Origin of the sequence: Shewanella sp. MSW, from assembly GCF_007636515.1 — a bacterium.
In the GTDB taxonomy this organism is placed as follows: domain Bacteria; phylum Pseudomonadota; class Gammaproteobacteria; order Enterobacterales; family Shewanellaceae; genus Shewanella; species Shewanella indica.
This window is the reverse complement of record NZ_LVDR01000006.1, coordinates 88,445-107,114: the sequence shown is the minus strand read 5'-3', so window position 1 is coordinate 107,114 and position 18,670 is coordinate 88,445. Positions and strand designations below refer to the sequence as shown.

Below are 18,670 nucleotides of genomic sequence, written 5' to 3'. Positions count from 1 at the left end.
CGTACCCTGAAACCTCTTGTAAGGAGAGCCAAGATGTTTGCTGCACCCTCGGTTAGCGCTTTTAACCCTCCCCGCCGGATCCTGATGGGCCCCGGCCCTTCGGATGTCTATCCTCAGGTATTGGCGGCGCAGTCGCGGCCGACGGTTGGGCATCTGGATCCTCTGTTTGTGGCCATGATGGATGAGCTCAAGAGTCTCATTCAATATGCGTTTCAAACCCGCAACGAGATGACTATAGCGGTATCTGCCCCGGGCAGCGCCGGTATGGAGACCTGCTTCGTTAACCTGGTGGAGCCGGGCGAAAAGGTGATTGTCTGCCGTAACGGGGTGTTTGGCGACAGAATGCGCCAGAACGTCGAGCGGATTGGCGCCGAGGCGGTGATGCTGGATTTCGAATGGGGCACAGCGGTTGACCCAGAAGTGGTGGAAGCCGCACTGAAGGCGCATCCCGATGCCGCCTTCCTGGCCTTTGTGCACGCCGAAACCTCCACCGGCGCGCTTTCCGACGCCAAAACGCTGTGCGCCCTGGCGCGTGAGCATGGCTGTCTGTCGATTGTCGATGCCGTAACTTCCCTCGGAGGCGTCGAGCTCAGAGTCGATGATTGGGGCATAGATGCCATCTATTCCGGCAGTCAGAAGTGCCTCTCCTGTGTGCCGGGTTTGTCCCCCGTGTCTTTCTCTCCGGCCGCCGTCGCTAAACTCAAGGCGCGCAAGAGCCCGGTGCAGAGCTGGTTCCTGGACCAGTCCCTGGTGATGGGGTATTGGAGCGGTGATGGCAAGCGCAGTTATCACCACACAGCGCCGGTTAATGCTCTGTACTCACTGCACGAAGCGCTGCGGTTACTGGCCGAAGAGGGGCTGGAAAATGCCTGGCAGCGCCACCGGGAGATGCACCTTTTGCTGCGTCAGGGGCTTGAGTCCATGGGGCTAGAATTTGTGGTGGCCGAGCAGAGCCGCTTGCCGCAGCTCAACGCAGTTTATATCCCGCAAGGTGTCGACGATGGCGCCGTGAGAAAGCAGCTGTTGGATAATTATAATCTGGAGATAGGTGCCGGCCTCGGCGCCTTGGCCGGAAAGGCTTGGCGTATCGGCCTGATGGGTTACGGTGCCAGACGGGAAAATGTTGCCCTTTGCCTGCGGGCTCTGGCCGAAGTGCTTAACTGATAGCCCGCCTTTAGATAAACGCCCCGTCCAATGACGGGGCGTTTTCGTTTCAGCCTTTACTCACAGCCCCTGTGAACCAAGGTTCCAGGCGGCGATAGCTGTGACTGCCGACATAGATAGTCAAGGCCGATAATATTCCTCCCAGCAGGGTCGAGGTTAATACATCGACACTCCAGTGCATTCCCAGCAACATACGGCTCAGCCCCATCAACAGCGCCCAGCAGATAAGCAGCGCCGGAAGCCAGAGATTGTTGTGCCTTAGCAGAAAGAAACTGCTGCACATAGTCAGGGTCACGGCAAAAATGGTGTGGCCGGAGGGAAAGGAAAACCCTGTTTCTATCTGCCAGTGGCGCTGGATCTGTGCCGAGATCGGCATATCCAGCGGTGATACCCCGGGAAGAACCTGGGCCAGCAGCTCCCTGCGGGCGTATTTGTCTATGCTGTAGAACTCCTTGATATCCAGATGCTGCTGGTGGGACAGCCATTCGATATAGGGCCGTGATTCGGCAAATACCAGCTTGAGCTGTTCATTGAGCAACAAACACAGCACCAAGCCCAGCGAAGTGCAGAACATCATCTTCAGCCAGCTGCCCCTCGGCAGGATAAAAAAGCTGATGGCAAATACCAGTAACACAGTGCTTACGCCCCAGGGGGCCGAACCGGACACGGTTAACCAGTACCAAAACTGAGCGGCGGCACTGTCGAGATTGAGCCAGGGGAAGAGCGGCTCTGACAGGGAAAACAGCGCCAGCGGCAAGCTGAGCAGAAACAGCCAACAAATGGCCAGGGAGGTCAAAGGGACGGCTGCATATTTCATTAATACACCCTTATCGGAACGGACAAACCGCCATTGTGCCAGAGAAAGGAAGTGCAGCAAGTACTATTCAGTGTTTGGTTAAGCTGAGTGTCATGTTGCGCTAAACAGGGGCCGAAGTTGTTTTCTGCTACCGGGGCGCGGTGGCAATGAGGGCCAGGATTGATGACACTGATTAAAAACGGCTACAGAGTACCCAGAGTTTCTGATATGGCATTGTCTTGATATAGCCAATGTGACTGAAAGTTGAATATAAAAAAGCCCCTGCTAGAGGGGCTTTCCAAGAATTCAAATACCAAGTGGATTACTTGATTTTGGCTTCTTTGTAGATAACGTGCTGACGAACTACGGGATCAAATTTTTTGATCTCCATTTTCTCAGGCATGTTACGCTTGTTCTTGTCGGTAGTGTAGAAGTGACCAGTCTTGGCGCTTGAAACCAGCTTGATCTTCTCACGATTTCCTTTAGCTTTAGCCATTTTCTATTACACCTTCTCGCCACGGGCACGAAGTTCAGCAACAACGACTTCGATACCTTTCTTGTCGATAATGCGCATACCCTTGGTAGAAACGCGCAATTGTACGAAACGCTTTTCGTCTTCTAACCAGAAACGGTGGTTCTGCAGGTTAGGTAAAAAACGACGACGAGTTGCGTTTTTTGCGTGCGAACGGTTGTTACCAACCATTGGTCGCTTGCCAGTAACTTGGCATACTCTTGACATGTCAATCTTCTCCAAAAAACAATTTTAACGCTCGAGCATTAATGTGCCTCGTATGGCCGTCGCCCGAGGCACAAAGAGGGCGCATGTTATACAGGATAACTGAGGAAAGATCAAGCGATGGATCAAACTATCCATCCGCGTTCTGCGAAGGAAACTATCTCGCAATCCCCTACAACCATATGATCCAGAAGTGAAACATCTATGGTTGCGAGCGCACATTTCAACCGCTCAGTAATTCGCCTGTCAGCCTGGCTGGGCTCAGCCACGCCGGACGGGTGATTATGGCAAACTATGACCGCCGCGGCCTGTTTTTCCAGCACCAGTCTAACCACCTCTCGCGGATAGACGGATGCAGAGTCCAGGGTGCCATGGAATAATTCCACGAATTGGATTACTCGGTGCTGGCTGTCCAGCAACAGAATCGCAAACACCTCGGTGGCACGGTCTGCTAATTGTCTCATTAAATAGTCGCGAGTCAAATCCGGATTTGTCAAAACCGGCCCTCTTTGCAGCTTTTCCCGGGAAATTCGCCTCGAAAGTTCGGCGGCGGCCTGCAATTGGGTATATTTCACCGGTCCCATTCCCGGAATTCGGGCAACTTGATTCAGCGGTGCCACCAAAAGTTGCCGCAGTGAGCCGAATGCCGCGAGCAAATCTCTGGCCAATTCGACCGCACTCTGTCCCGCCAGGCCGTTACGCAGCAAGACCGCCAGTAACTCGGCATCACTCAGGCTCTTGGCTCCCTGCTGCAGCAACTTTTCCCTTGGGCCCTCTCCTGTAGGCCAGTCTCTGATACCCATCCTTGGCTCCCGTCCCTGTGCCCTATACTTTGTTTCAATTATGGTCGAGATTTTTGAAGCTGCATCCTGCCAAGTCGGGGGAGCTTTGTGATATCTTAGCCGCCAATTACCATCAGTTGATTGTCTCTATGAGCCTGAAGCATAAAAAAATCCTCTTGGGGATTGGCGGTGGCATTGCCGCCTACAAGAGTGCCGATCTGGTGCGGCGCCTGCAGGACAGAGGTGCCGAAGTCAGGGTCGTCATGAGCCAGAGCGCCATGGAATTCATTACTCCGCTGACCTTGCAGGCGTTATCCGGCCATCCTGTGGCCTCAGATCTGCTGGATCCTGCGGCCGAGGCTGCCATGGGGCATATCGAATTGGCCCGCTGGGCCGATCTGGTTATCATTGCCCCCGCTACCGCCAACCTGTTGGCCCGCATTCGTGCCGGTATGGCCGATGAACTGATCACCACCACCTGCCTGGCAACGGCGGCTAAGGTGATGCTCTGCCCGGCGATGAACCAACAGATGTACCAAAACGCAGCGACCCAGGAGAACCTCAAGGTGCTGGCAGAGCGCGGCTATGGTATCTGGGGCCCGGATAGCGGTAGCCAAGCCTGTGGTGAAGTCGGCCCGGGGCGTATGCTGGAACCCAATGATATCGCGCAGCGAGCCGCCGCTTGCTTTGAGCCACAGCTGTTGGCCGGCCAAAAGTTGCTGCTCACCGCCGGACCGACCCGCGAAGCGATAGATCCTGTGCGTTATATTTCCAACCACAGCTCAGGCAAGATGGGGTTTGCACTGGCCTCTGCGGCGGCGCAGATGGGCGCCGAAGTGACTCTGGTCAGCGGCCCGGTTAATTTGGCTACCCCGGCAGGGGTGACTCGAGTCGATGTGCAATCGGCCAAAGAGATGCTCGATGCCGTGATGCAACGGGTGGAACAACAGGATATTTTTATTGGCTGCGCCGCAGTGGCAGACTATCGTGTCGCCGATGTCGCCGAAGCCAAAATAAAAAAATCTTCCGAAACCATGGCATTGGCACTTGTGCGTAACCCGGATATTCTGGCCACGGTCGCCAGCCATTCTATCCGGCCCTTTACCGTGGGTTTTGCGGCAGAAACCCATGAAGTGGAGACCTACGCGCGTGACAAGCTCAAGCGCAAGAAACTCGATATGATTGCCGCCAACGATGTGTCTGTTCCGGGTCAGGGTTTCAATGCCGACCGGAATGCTCTGAAAGTATTTTCTGCAACAGGTTGTGATGAACTGCCGGCCACCGACAAGTTGAGCCTGGCCAAACAGTTGCTGATCCTGATAGCGAAGCATAAAAACCACTCATGAAAACACCCATAGAACTGAAAATTCTCGACTCGCGTATTGGCAGTGAATTTCCGCTGCCAAGCTATGCGACCCCAGGCAGTGCCGGTATGGATCTGCGCGCCATGCTGGACACCAGCATCACCATAGCCCCGGGTGAAACAGTGTTGATCCCGACCGGAATTGCGGTTCACGTGGCCGACCCTTCTCTGGCGGCGGTGATCCTGCCCCGCTCGGGGCTGGGCCATAAAAACGGCATAGTACTCGGCAACCTGGTCGGCCTGATCGACTCTGACTATCAGGGCCCGCTGATGGTTTCCTGCTGGAACCGCAGCCAGACACCTTTCACCCTGGAGATAGGTGACCGCTTGGCCCAATTGGTGTTTGTGCCCGTCGTTCAAGCCCAGTTCAAACTGGTGGATGAGTTTGACACCTCGGACAGAGGCGAGGGTGGCTTCGGTCACTCAGGCACTCAATAATCCCTGCCACTGACAGAGCGAAACATGGCTGTAAAAGAAAAAATCAATCGTCGTGAACACATACTCCAATCCCTTGCCAGAATGCTGGAAACCAATCCGGGGCAAAGGATTACCACTGCCAAGTTGGCCTCGGAAGTTGGCGTGTCGGAAGCGGCGCTCTATCGCCACTTTCCCAGCAAGGCGCGGATGTTTGAAGGCCTGATTGAGTTTATTGAAGACTCTCTGCTGTCACGCATCAACCTCATCATGGATGAGGAGAAAGACACCATGAAACGCTGCCAACAGGCACTGCAGCTGTTATTGGTGTTTGCCGAGCGCAACCCAGGGATCTCCCGGGTTCTGAGCGGTGATGCCCTGCTGGGCGAAAATGAGCGTCTCAGAGAACGGATCAATCTGTTGTTTGCCAAGTTGGAAACCCATCTAAAGCAGATCCTGCGGGAAAAGTCCCTGCGAGAAGGGCAAAAATTCGCCCTGGATGAAGCCATTCTGGCAAATCTGCTGTTGGCGGTGGCCGAAGGTCGCATTGCCCAGTTTGTTCGCAGTGAATTCAAGCTCAAGCCAACGGCTCACTTCGAGGAGCAGTGGCAGTTTATTCAAAGCCAGTTATTGCAGAGCTGAATACCCTATTTTTTCGGGATAAAGGACGGTAAAAACCGTCCTTTTTTTATGGATTTAGCCTTGTCCAAACCCAAGCATTTAATTAACATTGAACAAACATGGGTTACTTATAATAAACACAAGGATGTAAAATGAAATTCCAACCTTTGTTGACCGGTATATTATTGCTGGCCCCCGCACTCGCACTGGCCCAGAGTAATCAAACGCCCACGCCGGCAGAAATTTTCAGCCAGGGGGCGCAATACACCAATGTGAAAATCTCCCCCTCCGGTGACTATCTCAGCGTGATCATGAATCACGAAGGAAAAGATAAGCTACTGATCCTGAATACTGAAGACCTCAGTGCCAAGCATATTGTTTACTTCCCGGGCAATGCCCAAGTGGGCAGTTACACCTGGGTCAACGATGAACGTGTCGTGGTCGCCAAGGAATACCTCAAGGGCTGGGATGATCGCCCGCTCTACTATGGTGAATTGATGGCGGTGAATGCCGATGGCTCCAAGGTTGCTTATCTGTTCGGTTACAATTCGGGCCAGCAACAAACCGGTTCCCACTTGAAGAAAAACACCGCCATCCAGGCCACTGCCTATGTGCTCGATCCCTTGCCGGATGATGACCGTTACATGTTGGTTAATGCCATCCCCTGGAACGGCGGTCGCAGCCTGGATTACGAACAGTTGCAGGATGTCTATCGGGTTGATGTCTACCGCGGCACTCGCAAGAAAATTACCCGTTCTCCCATAGGAATGGCCAGCTTCATGACAGATGATGACGGTGAGGTGCGCTTTGTGGCCGGTCAGGACAGAAGCAACAACACCCGTATTTTCTACCGTAATGACGGTGAATGGATTGACACCGACAAGCTGAATATCGGCCTGAAGGACTTTACCCCAATCTCCTTCACCGAAGACCCCAACAGCGTCTATGCCGCCGCCTCCCAGGCCGATGAGCCCAAGGCCGTGTATCGGGTCAACCTGAAAACCGGTGAAAAGAAGATGATGGTCAATGACGCCAGAGTCGAGCCGGACAACTTCTGGATCAACGGCCAAAACAAACAGCTCTACGCGGTGGAGTTTGCCAATGGTTACCCAACCTACGCCTTTGTTGATCCGGAAGATCAGCATGCAGTGTATCTGAAGCAGCTGCTGGCCAGCCTGCCGGGGCATCAGGTTCGCATCATCAGCGAGACCCGTAACGCCGACAAGATGATCATTCTGGCCTTCAACGACCGCAACCCGGGTGATTACTATCTGTTTGATACTAAAACGGTCAAACTCAGACATCTGCTGCGTACCATGGAAAGCATAGATCCGGCCAAAATGGCTGAAGTGAAACCCATGGATATCAAGGTGCGTGACGGCATGACGATTCAGGCCTATTTGACCTTGCCTCCCGGCAAAGATCCCAAGCAGTTGCCTTTGGTGGTCAACCCGCACGGCGGCCCACACTATGTCAGGGACAGCTGGGGCTTTGATCCTCAAAACCAGATGCTGGCCAATCAGGGCATAGCCGTACTGCAGGTTAACTTCCGCGGTTCGGGTGGTTATGGCGAAGCCTTCCAGCAAGCGGGCTACCGCAAGTGGGGCAGTGAAATTCAGTACGACATCATAGACGCCACCCGCCATTTGATAGATCAAGGCATAGTGGACAAGCAGCGCATCTGTATCGTCGGCGGCAGTTTTGGCGGCTACAGCGCGCTGCAAAGCTCGGTCATGGAGCCGGATCTGTTCAAGTGCGCCATCGGCTTTGCCGGGGTGTACGATCTGGAAATGATGTTTAAAGAAGGTGACGTGCAGGCACGTGACTCGGGCACCAGCTACCTGCGAACTGTGCTTGGTCAGGATCAAGCCGTGCTGCGCGCTATGTCGCCCACTCGCAACGTCGACAAGCTCAAGGCCAACCTGCTGCTTGTGCACGGCGGCAATGATGAGCGCGCCCCCATAGAGCAGTTTGAAGCCCTGGAAGATGCGCTCAAGAAGCGTAACTACCCCTACCAGAAAATCATCATGGATGATGAGGGCCACGGTTTCTACGATGAAAGCCACAGAGCCATCTACTATCAGAAAATGCTCAACTTCCTGAAGCAGAATCTGGGCGTTTAAGTTTAACTGCCGTAAACCAAGCCGCTCTCCAGAGAGCGGCTTTTTTCGTGCTATGGGGCTTTTCTGGTATGAATTTACAGCAAATAGCGGTATCCTCCGCTTCCCGCAGATAAATGTGAAAAGCGTCACACAGCTTGCGCGGACAGTAACAAACGGAAGGCGCTTGCTTGGCGTCTATCCGCCGGAGGAAAACAATGGCATTGAGTGAAGCAGCTTTGATGGTTCAGACCGCGCTCCTGGAGCGAGGACTCGAGACCCCCATGGTACCCTGTGGCTTGTCGGCCGAGGAGCGCAAGGAAAAAATAGAGGCCCATATGAAGGCCATTTTGACCTTGATGTCGCTGGATCTGAGCGACGATAGCCTGATGGATACGCCGAAACGTATCGCCAAGATGTATGTCGACGAAATTTTCTCCGGCCTCGACTATGCCAACTTCCCCAAGATCACTGTTATCGACAACAAGATGGGCTTCGATGAAATGGTGCGGGTGCAGGATATCAGCCTCACCAGCACCTGTGAGCACCATCTGGTGACCATAGACGGCACGGCCACTGTGGCCTATCTGCCGCGAAAGAAGATCATCGGCCTGTCGAAGATCAATCGCATAGTGCGTTTCTTTGCCCAGCGGCCACAGGTGCAGGAGCGCCTGACCCAGCAAGTACTGGTCGCGTTGCAGACCCTGCTGGAAACCAAAGATGTGGCGGTAAAAATGGATGCGGTGCATTACTGCGTTAAATCCCGCGGTGTGATGGACTCCACCAGCTCCACCACCACTACGGCTCTTGGCGGCGTGTTCAAGTCCAACCCGGCCACCCGCGCCGAGTTTCTGCATCAGGCCAAATAGCCTCTCCGTAATAAAAAACGCTGCCAAGGCAGCGTTTTTTGTTGGACTGTACAGAAGTTTATTCAAGCTTCTTTAAGAGCCGAGATTCTATCCTGGACGACATTAAATACCATACTGTTCACGATAGGCGCTAACGGCGGCCAACTCCTGCTCCATCCCCGGCTTCTCGGCCAGGTAGGCAATCAAATCGGCCAGCTTGATGATGGCCACTATCTGGCAACCAAAGTCGCGCTCCACTTCCTGAATGGCAGACAGTTCGCCCTTGCCCTTCTCCTGACGGTCGAGGGCAATCAATACCCCGGCCAGAGTCGCGCCATTGGCCTGAATGATCTCCATGGACTCGCGAATAGCGGTACCTGCGGTGATCACATCATCCACCAACATCACCTTACCCTTGAGCTCGCTGCCAACCAGGTTGCCGCCTTCGCCGTGGTCTTTCTTCTCTTTGCGGTTAAAACAGTAAGGAATATCCAGATCATGGTGTTCGGCCAAGGCTACAGCCGTGGTTGTGGCGATGGGGATCCCCTTGTAGGCCGGGCCAAACAGGAGATCGTAGTCGATACCGGCATCCACCAGCGCAGCAGCATAAAAACGGCCCAGGCGGGCCAGATCCCGGCCAGTGTTAAACAGACCGGCATTGAAGAAGTATGGGCTCTTGCGGCCGGACTTCAGGGTAAACTCACCGAATCTCAACACCTGACGCTCAAGGGCAAATTCAATAAACTCGCGCTGATAGGCTTTCACGATCTCTCCTCTTGTGATTATGGGTAAGCCCTTAAGGCTCACGGGTACGAACAAGTACTCTCTGGAGTACGAAAAAAAGGACCCTCATGGGGTCCTTAAAAAAACTTAACTCAATGCAGCCTTCTGCACATCGATAATCTCACGAATGCCATGCTTGGCCAGCTCCAGCAGACTCAGCAACTCTTCATGGCTGAACGGCTCGCCTTCAGCGGTGCCCTGGATCTCGATGATCTTGCCGGTTTCTGTCATCACCACGTTCATATCGGTTTCGGCGGCGCTGTCTTCGATATATTCCAGGTCACAGATAGGCTCACCTTCAAAAATCCCCACGCTCACGGCGGCGATAAGGAACTTGAGCGGATTGGCCTTGAGAATACCCTTGGCACGAGCCCAATTAAGTGCATCTACCAGAGCCACACAGGCACCTGTGATGGCTGCGGTACGGGTACCGCCGTCGGCCTGAATCACATCACAGTCGATCACTATGGTGTTTTCACCCAGCAGCTTCATATCCACAGCAGCGCGCAAAGCTCGGCCGATGAGGCGCTGAATTTCCTGGGTACGACCAGACTGCTTGCCCCGGGCCGCTTCGCGATCCATACGGCTATGGGTAGAACGGGGCAACATGCCATATTCTGCCGTCACCCAACCTTGGCCCTGGCCTTTGAGAAATCTCGGCACCCCTTCGGTAAAACTGGCGGTACAGAGTACTTTGGTATCGCCGAACTCGACCAGCACAGAACCTTCCGCATGGGCGGTAAACTGGCGAGTGATTGAAATGGGGCGGGTTTGAGCCGGAGTTCTGTTGCTGGGACGCATAGTGAATTCCTGTATTTTGTCGTCTGGACTGAATTGGCTGCATATTATAGGGCCTTGCGGCGCTTGACGCCATGGCGGATCCGTATAGAACCGACAAAGTGTATACACTTCACTTTAACCCCGGAGGCAAGCTGTCTATAATCCTCTGCTACACCCGTCTTCAAGCAACTGGAATATCTGATGATCCACAGCATGACCGCCTACGCCCGTATCGAGCATAAAGCCGACTGGGGCACAGCCTCCTGGGAAATCCGCTCAGTCAACCAGAGATATCTGGAAACCTATCTGCGCCTGCCGGAACAGTTCCGCAGCCTGGAGCCTGTGCTGCGAGACAGACTGCGCAAGCGTCTCAATCGCGGTAAGGTAGAAGTCAACCTGCGCTACGAGCTGAGCGATCAACAAGGTACCCAGCTGAATATGAATCAGGACTTGGCGCTGCAACTGTTGCAGGCCGCCAACTGGGTAAAACAGCAAGCCGGCCAGGGTGAGCTCAACCCGGTGGATATTCTGCGCTGGCCAGGGGTCATGTCCTCATCCGAGCAAGACATGGATGCCATTGCCGCCGAACTGCTCAAAGCCTTCGACGGCGCCGTCGATCAGTTTATCGAAGCCCGCGGCCGTGAAGGCAGCGCCATCAAAGAGATGCTGCTGACCCGCCTGGATGCCGTTGAAGCCCAGATCGCCATAGTCCGCGAGCACATGCCCAAGGTCATGGAATGGCAAAGGGAAAAACTCAGCAACCGCCTGGCCGAAATCCAGGGCGAACTGGACCCGGCCAGACTGGAACAGGAAATGGTATTGCTGGCCCAAAAACAGGACGTGGCCGAAGAGATGGATCGCCTCGAAGCCCATGTGGCCGAAGCCCGCCGGATCCTCAACAAGGGTGGCAGCGAAGGCCGCAGACTGGACTTCATGATGCAAGAGTTCAACCGCGAATCCAACACCCTGGCCTCCAAGTCAATCAGCAGCGAAATCACCGCCGCCGCAGTCGAGCTTAAAGTGCTGATTGAGCAGATGAGAGAGCAGATCCAGAACGTGGAATAGAATCCACCCGAGTCAAATATTTACATTAACCACTTGTTTTTAATGGACTATAAGTTAAACACCGTCTATTAGCGTCCAATATTACCCACCAACCTCCACAGCCAATTGGTGGGTAAAATGGTGGGTAAATAGGACTTAACAGAATAGTGAGATGGTGGGTAAAATGATGAGCAGTCAACTTCACCCACCACGGCTGATACAGTGCAAAGGGAGGTCGCCACAATGGGCTCACTGACGGTAAAGGAAATTGAAACAAAACTGAGGCAATCAGCTATTGGCCGCCATGCCGATGGCGATGGGCTCTATCTGGTGATCCCAAAGTCTGGTGACCCATACTGGATGCTGAGATACAGTTATGCAGGCAAACGCAAGGAAATGACGCTCGCCAAGTATAGCGATCTCAAACTTGCTGATGCTCGCCTGAAAGCTGCAGAGCAGATGAAGCAAGTACGATTAGGTAGTGACCCGATACAGGTAAAGCGCCAAGCTGCCCAGACCAGAGTAGACACTGTGCAGGACCTGTTTGATGATTGGTACTCAGGGTTAGAAAAACGCCTTAAACACCCCGAGATCCCACTCAGGATATTCTCAAAGGACATCGCGCCTAAAATTGGAAAAATCCCACTTAATGATGTAACCCCCATGGATATCAGAGATATTCTGAGAAAGATTACCGAAAGTGGTCGTCCAACCATTGCCAACGATGCGCTGATGTACTGCAAACAGCTTTTTAATCACGGCATCAAACTTGGCTTAATTGCCTTCAATCCGGCCAGCGCCTTTTCGGTAACCGATGCTGGTGGTATTGAAAAAAGTAAGGATCGAGCCTTAACCATTGAAGAATTAAAGCAATTCTTTAAAGTTGCTCGTGAAAATAACAACAGCTTCAGCCGTGATAACTATCTCGCCTGTGCATTATTGGTCACACTCGGTGTTAGAAAGTCTGAACTAGTTGAAGCTAAGTGGGAAGAATTTGACCTACAGAGAAAAATTTGGAGTTTGCCCAAAGAGCGTAGCAAATCAGGCATGGGTATCGATATTCCCTTACCCCAAATAGTTCTAACCTGGATACAAGAATTGGAAGTCCGGGCTTACGGCTCTGAGTATGTTTTTCCCTGTAGGCGTTCAAGTAAAAATCCATACATGGGTAAAGACACCTTAAACAGAGCGATTACCAAGCTCTTCGGGCATGAAGCTGGCAAAAAGACACAACCACCAAACCTAATGGGAGAAATCCCGCACTTCACCGTACATGATCTCAGACGCACCTGCCGTAGCTTGCTAGCGAGACAAGGCACTTCCGGTGATGTGGCCGAACGTTGTCTAAATCACAAACTCAAAGGTGTTGAAGGCATCTACAACCGGCACGATTATTTGGAAGAGAGGCGCGAGGCTCTGACCAAACTTTCGGAAACGGTAGGAAAGTTTATTAAATAGCCGCCCCCCAGACAGCTCAAGCAGGCTGTCTGGAAGAATGAGAGTGAAATCTGGAAGTTTGAAGCTCAAGCTGAGCTAGAACAAATTAGCCGTAAACTGGAGACGGTAACCTTGGGTACACTCTAAATACATGCATAAAGATCCTGTCAGTAATATCAGCAATCTCATCTTCTGCATATTGCTCAATAGGGAGACCAGTGTTTTCGTCATAAAGAAAGTCGAAAATCTGTTGTTTGACTGCGTCCCGACTTGATTCCTTTTGCTGCCAGTTAGCTACTTTCAACTTTTCCGCCTTCAGTGTTGCCAGTAGCGTTGTGGCAACCTGCTTAATCTCTGCAATTTCTTTTGAATGTAGATCAGGTTTGCTTAGGAGGTCGAACAATACCAGGGATTCCTCATTTAGCCCCTCTCTGATTGCTCGCTTCTCCTCAACCGAAAGCGCTTCATTCAGTTTTAAAAGTGCCTCGAAGGTTTTCTCTATAACCACCCAATCCTTCTCTTGGTTGTATTCCTTAACCAACTGTTCGTAGTGTACTTGATAATCGGTACGTAGCGGGTTCTGCATCATCAGCCGAGCTAATTTCTTCTCAATCAAATGCTTTAACGACTGCACAGCAGTATTCTTTCGTTCGGACCTGGCAAACTCTTGGCGTAGCCTCTCAAAATCTATCTTGCTGATATCGTAAATTCTATCACTGTCAGATTTTGGCTCTTGAACTTGACGGGTAGTATCAATGCTTGCATTACAAGGCGGTAGACTGGCGGTGGGCGATCCCGATCACGTGCCGGCAGGACGCTATGCTAAGCAGGCATTAAGCTATCTACATTTATGGTCGCAAGCCGAGCCACTGCTGGCTCGTGCCAATAGCGTGCGCGGTGCGTTAGCTCTGGTTGAGCGCGCAGAAGCGCCCTTGGGCATAGTGTATGCGACAGATGCGTCACAGTCTGATGCCGTAGCCTTAGTGGGCACCTTCCCAGCAGATAGCCATAAGCCGATAGAATACCCATTGGCTTTGGTGGATAAGCAGCCTAGCGCTGGCGCTAACGCTTTTTATCACTATCTACAATCACCCGCAGCGAAAGCCATTTTTAGTCAATATGGATTCAAGGTTGCACAGTGATATTGACAGAATATGAGACCGCCGCGCTATTACTCAGTCTCAAAGTCTCTGGAGTGGCAGTGCTATTTAGCCTGCCCTTGGGCATTGGCTGTGCTTGGCTCTTAGCGCGCGTGGAGTTTCCGGGTAAGGCCTTGTTTGACAGCGTCATTCACCTGCCGTTGGTGTTACCGCCTGTGGTTATCGGTTATCTACTGTTGATCTCTATGGGGCGTAAAGGGGTTATTGGTGAACGTCTTTTTGAATGGTTTGGTATCAGTTTTAGCTTCAATTGGCGCGGCGCTGCATTGGCGGCCGCCATTGTCTCTTTTCCGTTAATGGTGCGGGCGATTCGTCAGGCGTTTGAGCATGTCGACGTGCGGCTAGAGCAGGCCGCCAGAACCCTAGGAAGTAGTCCCTTAAGGGTATTTATGACCATAACTTTGCCTCTAACGGCGCCGGGGATCATCTCTGGCATGGTACTGGCTTTCGCTCGCAGTCTAGGGGAGTTTGGCTCAACCATTACCTTTGTCTCTAATATTCCAGGAGAGACTCGCACTATTCCACTGGCGATGTACTCATTTATCGAGACCCCCGGCGCCGAGAGTCAGGCGGCTCGGCTGTGTGTTATCGCCATTATTATCGCGTTACTGTCATTGATCATCTCTCAATGGTTGACGCAAAAAGCGCAGCGGCGAGTATCGGCAACATGTTAACTATCAATATTAATAAACAGCTGGGCGATCTATCTCTCGCGGTAGCGGCACAGCTTCCCATGAGCGGAATTACGGCAATCTTTGGTCGAAGTGGTGCAGGAAAAACCTCGTTAATCAATGTACTTGGTGGCTTGTCGACACCCGATAGCGGCGAGATATGCTTAAACAATCAGACGCTATTTAGTCGGCAGCAGGGTATCAATCTGCCGCCAGAGCGGCGTGGTATCGGCTATGTTTTTCAAGAGGCGCGCTTATTTCCCCATTACAGTGTGCGCGGCAATCTTAATTATGGTTGCCGTGACAAAGATGTGGCCCATTTTACCAAGGTGGTGCAGTTGTTGGGGCTCGCGCCATTGTTAAAGCGTTATCCCCTTGGACTCTCGGGCGGTGAAAAGCAGCGGGTGGCGATTGGCCGCGCGCTGCTGACCAAGCCTAAGATGTTATTGATGGATGAACCATTGGCTTCGCTCGATCTGCCACGTAAACGGGAACTCATTCCTTACTTAATCGATTTAGCGAAAAATTTAGACTTACCTATCGTGTATGTTAGCCACAGCCTAGATGAGATTTTGCAACTGGCCGAGCATATGTTGGTGTTGGAAAATGGGCGAGTGATCGCCAAAGGCTCATTGCAACAAGTATGGAATAGTGAGCAGATGCGACCTTGGTTATCGGCGCAAGAACAAAGTTCGCTGTTAGAGGTGAGCGTTGCCGAAGTCAACCAAAACTACTCGATGACTCGGGTCACCCTGAGCGATGATGTGAGCCTGTGGGTGAACAGCGTCTCGTTGCAACGCGGCGCAAAACTTCGGGTACGAATTCATGCTAATCATATCTCCTTGTGTCGCATTTGGCCGCAGCAGACCAGTATTCGCAATGTCGTGCCCGTTAGCGTAATTGAGGTGCAGCAGCGCGATGAGGATAACCACAGGCAAGTGAAATTGGATCTGGCGGGGCATACATTGTGGGCTAATGTGACGTGTTGGGCCTGTGATGACTTAGCCATAAAGCCAGGTCTGTCGCTGTTTGCCCAAATAAAAGGCGTTAGTATGACCGCAGCCGATTTGGCGCAGTCCCACTAATTAAACTGACAGGAGCCGAGAAGAGAGCATTATGATCACATATTCCCCAATAGGTTATGCCAAGACGCCCTTCAAACAGATAGAAAATGTGCCAGTGCAGGGTGCCGGCATATCTCAAGATATTGCCGAGCTTATCATCAATGAAGAGTATGTTCAGGGGTTAGATGATCTCGAAGAATTTTCGCATATCTATGTGGTGTTTCATATCCATAAAGCGGCAGGTTATAAGCTTAAGGTGACTCCGTTTCTAGATGATCAGCCGCGGGGTATTTTTGCTACGCGCTCACCCAAGCGTCCCAACGCGATTGGCTTGTCGATTGTCGAGATTGTTTGCATTGAGGCTAACCGTATTGTTGTGCGCGGAGTGGATCTATTAGACGCTACCCCCATTTTGGATATCAAACCCTATATTCAATCCTTTGATAACATTAAACAGACCAAAGATGGCTGGTATGAGCAAGGACTAGACCCGCTTACCGTGCGCTCTGATAAGCGATTTGCATAAGAGTCGGATAATCTAAGTGAGGTATCGACTAGGGGCGCAGCGCTGATGCTCTAAGTCATGGGCGTAGCTCAGCGATAAGCTGATATCGGTAGATGCGAATTTGTATTTAGAGCGTGAGCGTAAAGGTGATAGAACACGCCCGGTGGTGTGCTCTATCGCTATGATGGCTTAGGGATTATTCACCCACTTCCCAGATGACTTGCGTACTGCCGCCACCTTGGTTTAGCAATGGGCCAAGATAATCGAGTGTGGTTTGCGCCAGCTCATCGAGCTGCCACGGCGGGTTAATGACCCATAGACCGGCGGCTGTCATGCCAAACTCATCGCTGTCGGCCTTAATGGCTTGTTCGATACGCAGCTGACGACGGATACCACTTTGCTTTAATAACTCAAACATCGACTCGGTTTGTGCACGATTCACCACGGGATACCAGATCATGTACACGCCAGTAGCGAAGCGTTTATGGGCCTGAATCACCGCCTTGGCCACCTCTTGATAATCGCTTTTCATCTCATAGCTAGGATCGATTAATACCACAGCGCGGCGCTCCAGTGGCGGCACAGCAGCTATCAAACCTTGCAGACCATCACCCTTAATCACCTTGATTTTTTTATCTGCGCCTAATTGCTCATCTAGGGTCAGAAAGTCGGCGCTATGCAGTTCATGTAGCACCATACGATCGTTTTCACGTAGGTTCATATCGACAAACGAGGGTGAGCCTGGGTATAACTCAAGATCAGCAGTACCGTTAAAATGCTTAACATCGTTGATGTAATCTTGCAGCGGCGGTGGCAGGTCGTCCTTGTCCCACAATTTAGCCACACCAGCTAAGTACTCACCGGTTTTTTGCGCAAACTCATCCGAAAGGGCATAACCACCGGCACCCGCATGGGTATCGATATACACCATAGGTTTATTTTTCTTATGCATCAACTTAAGGGTTTGCAGCAACAGGCTGTGCTTAAGCACATCTGCATAATTTCCGGCGTGGTAACCGTGGCGATAACTTAGCATGAAAGATCTTAATCGGTGGTGAGTCATTGGAGCATCATTATATACAACTCCGCAGGGGGATCATAATTGCAAGGTATGGCGCTGCATCCAGACTAAGTTATCTCCCGCCAATGGCAATTGCCATATCGCCGTGCCGTCGTCTTGATAGAGTCGATAAAACGTCAGTGCTTTTTGAGTGAGATGCTGTTTACGCAGGGCTAAGTAGATGCGTTGCGCTGTGTCTGTTAGCGCAGTAGGTGACGATAACTCGGTGTTATTGATACTGATGTCATAACGTTCGACGCGGCGTTGCGGCCAGGTTTCGCTGCTGCGACTAAAGTGACCACGGATCTCGTAACGAGTGGGTGTTGAATAACAATCTTCGTCTGTTATGCATGCTGCAAAATAAAAAATACCCTGATCGGCTGATATTTCGACTAAAGAGATGCGAATATCGCTGCGAACCAAGCGGTTATCTTGCACCGAAAAATAGAGATCCCCATGATACATCTGTTCTTTAAGTTGGCCTTGATGTTGCTGCAACTCAGGGATGGCTAATTTGTTATAGGTTTTTTGCTCCATTCTAATTTTAGTGCTCATGAAATCTGACAGGGCTAAGTGTCCGGCACGCTCGGCATCGCCGCTAATATTGATCAGTTGGTTGCCTGGGCATTGACCCTCTTGGTAGTTGGGGCATATTGCAATACTGTCACGGTTGGCGCTGAACAGGGCTAAGCCATGAAAGGTGTTAAATGGTGGCGGCGAGCTGGGCTGGTCAAGCAGTTGCTGATGCAAGCGTTGTGTGGCCATATCGTTGTCAATGGTGTTGTCACCAACCGAGGTTAATAGCGTAAAGCTCCCCTGAACACCACTTAATGTACTGATTACCCCCCGTTCTTGATAGGCGTGTAGTTGTGGTTGCTGCTGAGTATAAGCCAGATAGCCCAGTATCACGCTACACAGTAATGCCATTGCCAGCAGCACAGGCATCGTGGGCCGGGTAAAAGGCTTAGTGACTGAAGGCTGGTGAGGTAGCTGTAACAGATAACCATGGCGCGGAACCGTTTTGAGCTCTATGTTTGGCTGATCGGCGAGTTTTTTGCGCAACATGCTAATGCATTGTTGTAGTGAAGACGGTGCGACCACACGATTTGGCCACCCGACTTGCATGAGCACGTCTTTGGTCACAAGCTCACCTTGCTGGCTCAGCAATTGCTGCAGTATGGCTGTCTCGGCATAGCTAAGATCAATACAGGAGAACGTATGGCGATTGTATAATTGTTGCTGCGCAACGTTTAGTCTCAACTCTGGGGTTAATTGCACGGAAACTCTCTACAGGGGCTCACCTTCACAGTATAAGGCGGTGAGGATTAACGAGGAAATGTTTA

General features: G+C 51.9%; 20 protein-coding genes and 1 pseudogene. 12 read left to right on the top strand and 9 right to left on the bottom strand.

The genetic code is table 11. The features are described from left to right. The first annotated feature begins 33 nt into the window (after positions 1 to 33). Positions 34 to 1,164: a pyridoxal-phosphate-dependent aminotransferase family protein gene (locus AYI96_RS08365; RefSeq protein WP_144361408.1), complete on the top strand. Its 1,131-nt coding sequence runs from the start codon at positions 34 to 36 to the stop codon at positions 1,162 to 1,164. A gap of 49 nt (positions 1,165 to 1,213) precedes the next feature. Here the strand turns inward: AYI96_RS08365 and AYI96_RS08360 are convergent, their stop codons facing one another. The 4 genes from AYI96_RS08360 to radC all read right to left on the bottom strand — a co-directional run bounded on the left by AYI96_RS08360 (position 1,214) and on the right by radC (position 3,499). Beyond that, positions 1,214 to 1,981 carry a phosphatase PAP2 family protein gene (locus tag AYI96_RS08360; RefSeq protein ID WP_144361407.1) on the bottom strand — a complete coding sequence of 256 codons (768 nt, stop codon included), beginning with the start codon at positions 1,979 to 1,981 and terminating at the stop codon, positions 1,214 to 1,216. 301 nt (positions 1,982 to 2,282) lie between these two features. After that, entirely contained in the window at positions 2,283 to 2,456 is a 174-nt protein-coding gene (rpmG, locus tag AYI96_RS08355; RefSeq protein ID WP_025010872.1) for a 50S ribosomal protein L33, read from the bottom strand. Between the two features lie 6 nt (positions 2,457 to 2,462). Next, positions 2,463 to 2,699 carry a 50S ribosomal protein L28 gene (gene rpmB, locus AYI96_RS08350; RefSeq protein ID WP_028769274.1) on the bottom strand — a complete coding sequence of 79 codons (237 nt, stop codon included), beginning with the start codon at positions 2,697 to 2,699 and terminating at the stop codon, positions 2,463 to 2,465. Between the two features lie 122 nt (positions 2,700 to 2,821). Next, the gene (radC, locus tag AYI96_RS08345; RefSeq protein ID WP_039035359.1) at positions 2,822 to 3,499 is read right to left on the bottom strand and encodes a RadC family protein; all 678 of its coding nucleotides are present in this window, start codon (positions 3,497 to 3,499) and stop codon (positions 2,822 to 2,824) included. A gap of 128 nt (positions 3,500 to 3,627) precedes the next feature. Here radC and coaBC point away from each other — a divergent pair, with 128 nt between their 5' ends. From coaBC to folE, 5 genes are all read left to right on the top strand, one after another. After that, complete coding sequence (gene coaBC, locus AYI96_RS08340; RefSeq protein WP_039035387.1) at positions 3,628 to 4,824, top strand: bifunctional phosphopantothenoylcysteine decarboxylase/phosphopantothenate--cysteine ligase CoaBC; 1,197 nt, start codon at positions 3,628 to 3,630, stop codon at positions 4,822 to 4,824. Next, positions 4,821 to 5,279 (top strand): dUTP diphosphatase, encoded by a 459-nt coding sequence (gene dut, locus AYI96_RS08335; RefSeq protein ID WP_025888140.1) that lies wholly within the window; start codon positions 4,821 to 4,823, stop codon positions 5,277 to 5,279. The genes coaBC and dut overlap by 4 nt, the downstream gene beginning before the upstream one ends. A 24-nt stretch (positions 5,280 to 5,303) precedes the next feature. Next, on the top strand, positions 5,304 to 5,897 hold the full coding sequence (gene slmA / locus AYI96_RS08330) for a nucleoid occlusion factor SlmA (protein WP_025010868.1): 594 nt from the start codon (positions 5,304 to 5,306) through the stop codon (positions 5,895 to 5,897). A gap of 131 nt (positions 5,898 to 6,028) precedes the next feature. Continuing rightward, complete coding sequence (locus AYI96_RS08325; protein WP_071476409.1) at positions 6,029 to 7,999, top strand: alpha/beta hydrolase family protein; 1,971 nt, start codon at positions 6,029 to 6,031, stop codon at positions 7,997 to 7,999. A gap of 194 nt (positions 8,000 to 8,193) precedes the next feature. Continuing rightward, a complete protein-coding gene (folE, locus tag AYI96_RS08320) occupies positions 8,194 to 8,844 on the top strand; it encodes a GTP cyclohydrolase I FolE (RefSeq protein ID WP_025010867.1) in 651 nt (216 codons plus the stop codon). A 102-nt stretch (positions 8,845 to 8,946) separates the two neighbouring features. Here the strand turns inward: folE and pyrE are convergent, their stop codons facing one another. After that, positions 8,947 to 9,588: an orotate phosphoribosyltransferase gene (pyrE, locus tag AYI96_RS08315; protein WP_025010866.1), complete on the bottom strand. Its 642-nt coding sequence runs from the start codon at positions 9,586 to 9,588 to the stop codon at positions 8,947 to 8,949. Between the two features lie 105 nt (positions 9,589 to 9,693). Next, the gene (rph, locus tag AYI96_RS08310; protein WP_025010865.1) at positions 9,694 to 10,407 is read right to left on the bottom strand and encodes a ribonuclease PH; all 714 of its coding nucleotides are present in this window, start codon (positions 10,405 to 10,407) and stop codon (positions 9,694 to 9,696) included. 180 nt (positions 10,408 to 10,587) lie between these two features. Between rph and AYI96_RS08305 the strand changes: the two genes are divergently transcribed. Then, on the top strand, positions 10,588 to 11,451 hold the full coding sequence (locus AYI96_RS08305; protein ID WP_101056442.1) for a YicC/YloC family endoribonuclease: 864 nt from the start codon (positions 10,588 to 10,590) through the stop codon (positions 11,449 to 11,451). 222 nt (positions 11,452 to 11,673) lie between these two features. Further along, positions 11,674 to 12,888, top strand: coding sequence for a tyrosine-type recombinase/integrase (locus tag AYI96_RS08300; RefSeq protein WP_144361406.1), 1,215 nt, complete (start codon positions 11,674 to 11,676; stop codon positions 12,886 to 12,888). A gap of 85 nt (positions 12,889 to 12,973) precedes the next feature. Here AYI96_RS08300 and AYI96_RS08295 read toward each other — a convergent pair whose 3' ends face one another. Beyond that, complete coding sequence (locus AYI96_RS08295) at positions 12,974 to 13,558, bottom strand: DUF3387 domain-containing protein (protein WP_260852977.1); 585 nt, start codon at positions 13,556 to 13,558, stop codon at positions 12,974 to 12,976. A 70-nt stretch (positions 13,559 to 13,628) separates the two neighbouring features. On the opposite strand from AYI96_RS08295, the pseudogene modA reads away from it, so the two are divergent. From modA to tsaA, 4 genes and pseudogenes are all read left to right on the top strand, one after another. Then, positions 13,629 to 14,009: pseudogene (gene modA, locus AYI96_RS08290) on the top strand (molybdate ABC transporter substrate-binding protein); the annotation flags it as partial. Further along, positions 14,009 to 14,701, top strand: coding sequence for a molybdate ABC transporter permease subunit (modB, locus tag AYI96_RS08285; protein ID WP_110458471.1), 693 nt, complete (start codon positions 14,009 to 14,011; stop codon positions 14,699 to 14,701). The pseudogene modA and the gene modB, both read left to right, overlap by 1 nt. Next, a complete protein-coding gene (modC, locus tag AYI96_RS08280; RefSeq protein ID WP_144361404.1) occupies positions 14,695 to 15,783 on the top strand; it encodes a molybdenum ABC transporter ATP-binding protein ModC in 1,089 nt (362 codons plus the stop codon). The genes modB and modC overlap by 7 nt, the downstream gene beginning before the upstream one ends. A gap of 31 nt (positions 15,784 to 15,814) precedes the next feature. Then, positions 15,815 to 16,288 (top strand): tRNA (N6-threonylcarbamoyladenosine(37)-N6)-methyltransferase TrmO, encoded by a 474-nt coding sequence (gene tsaA, locus AYI96_RS08275; RefSeq protein WP_144361403.1) that lies wholly within the window; start codon positions 15,815 to 15,817, stop codon positions 16,286 to 16,288. Positions 16,289 to 16,463: 175 nt separating this feature from the next. Here the strand turns inward: tsaA and AYI96_RS08270 are convergent, their stop codons facing one another. Both AYI96_RS08270 and AYI96_RS08265 read right to left on the bottom strand, forming a co-directional pair. After that, positions 16,464 to 17,303, bottom strand: coding sequence for a 23S rRNA (adenine(2030)-N(6))-methyltransferase RlmJ (locus AYI96_RS08270; protein WP_110458349.1), 840 nt, complete (start codon positions 17,301 to 17,303; stop codon positions 16,464 to 16,466). A gap of 60 nt (positions 17,304 to 17,363) precedes the next feature. Next, the gene (locus AYI96_RS08265; protein ID WP_144361402.1) at positions 17,364 to 18,605 is read right to left on the bottom strand and encodes a transcriptional regulator; all 1,242 of its coding nucleotides are present in this window, start codon (positions 18,603 to 18,605) and stop codon (positions 17,364 to 17,366) included. Positions 18,606 to 18,670 lie beyond the last annotated feature (65 nt).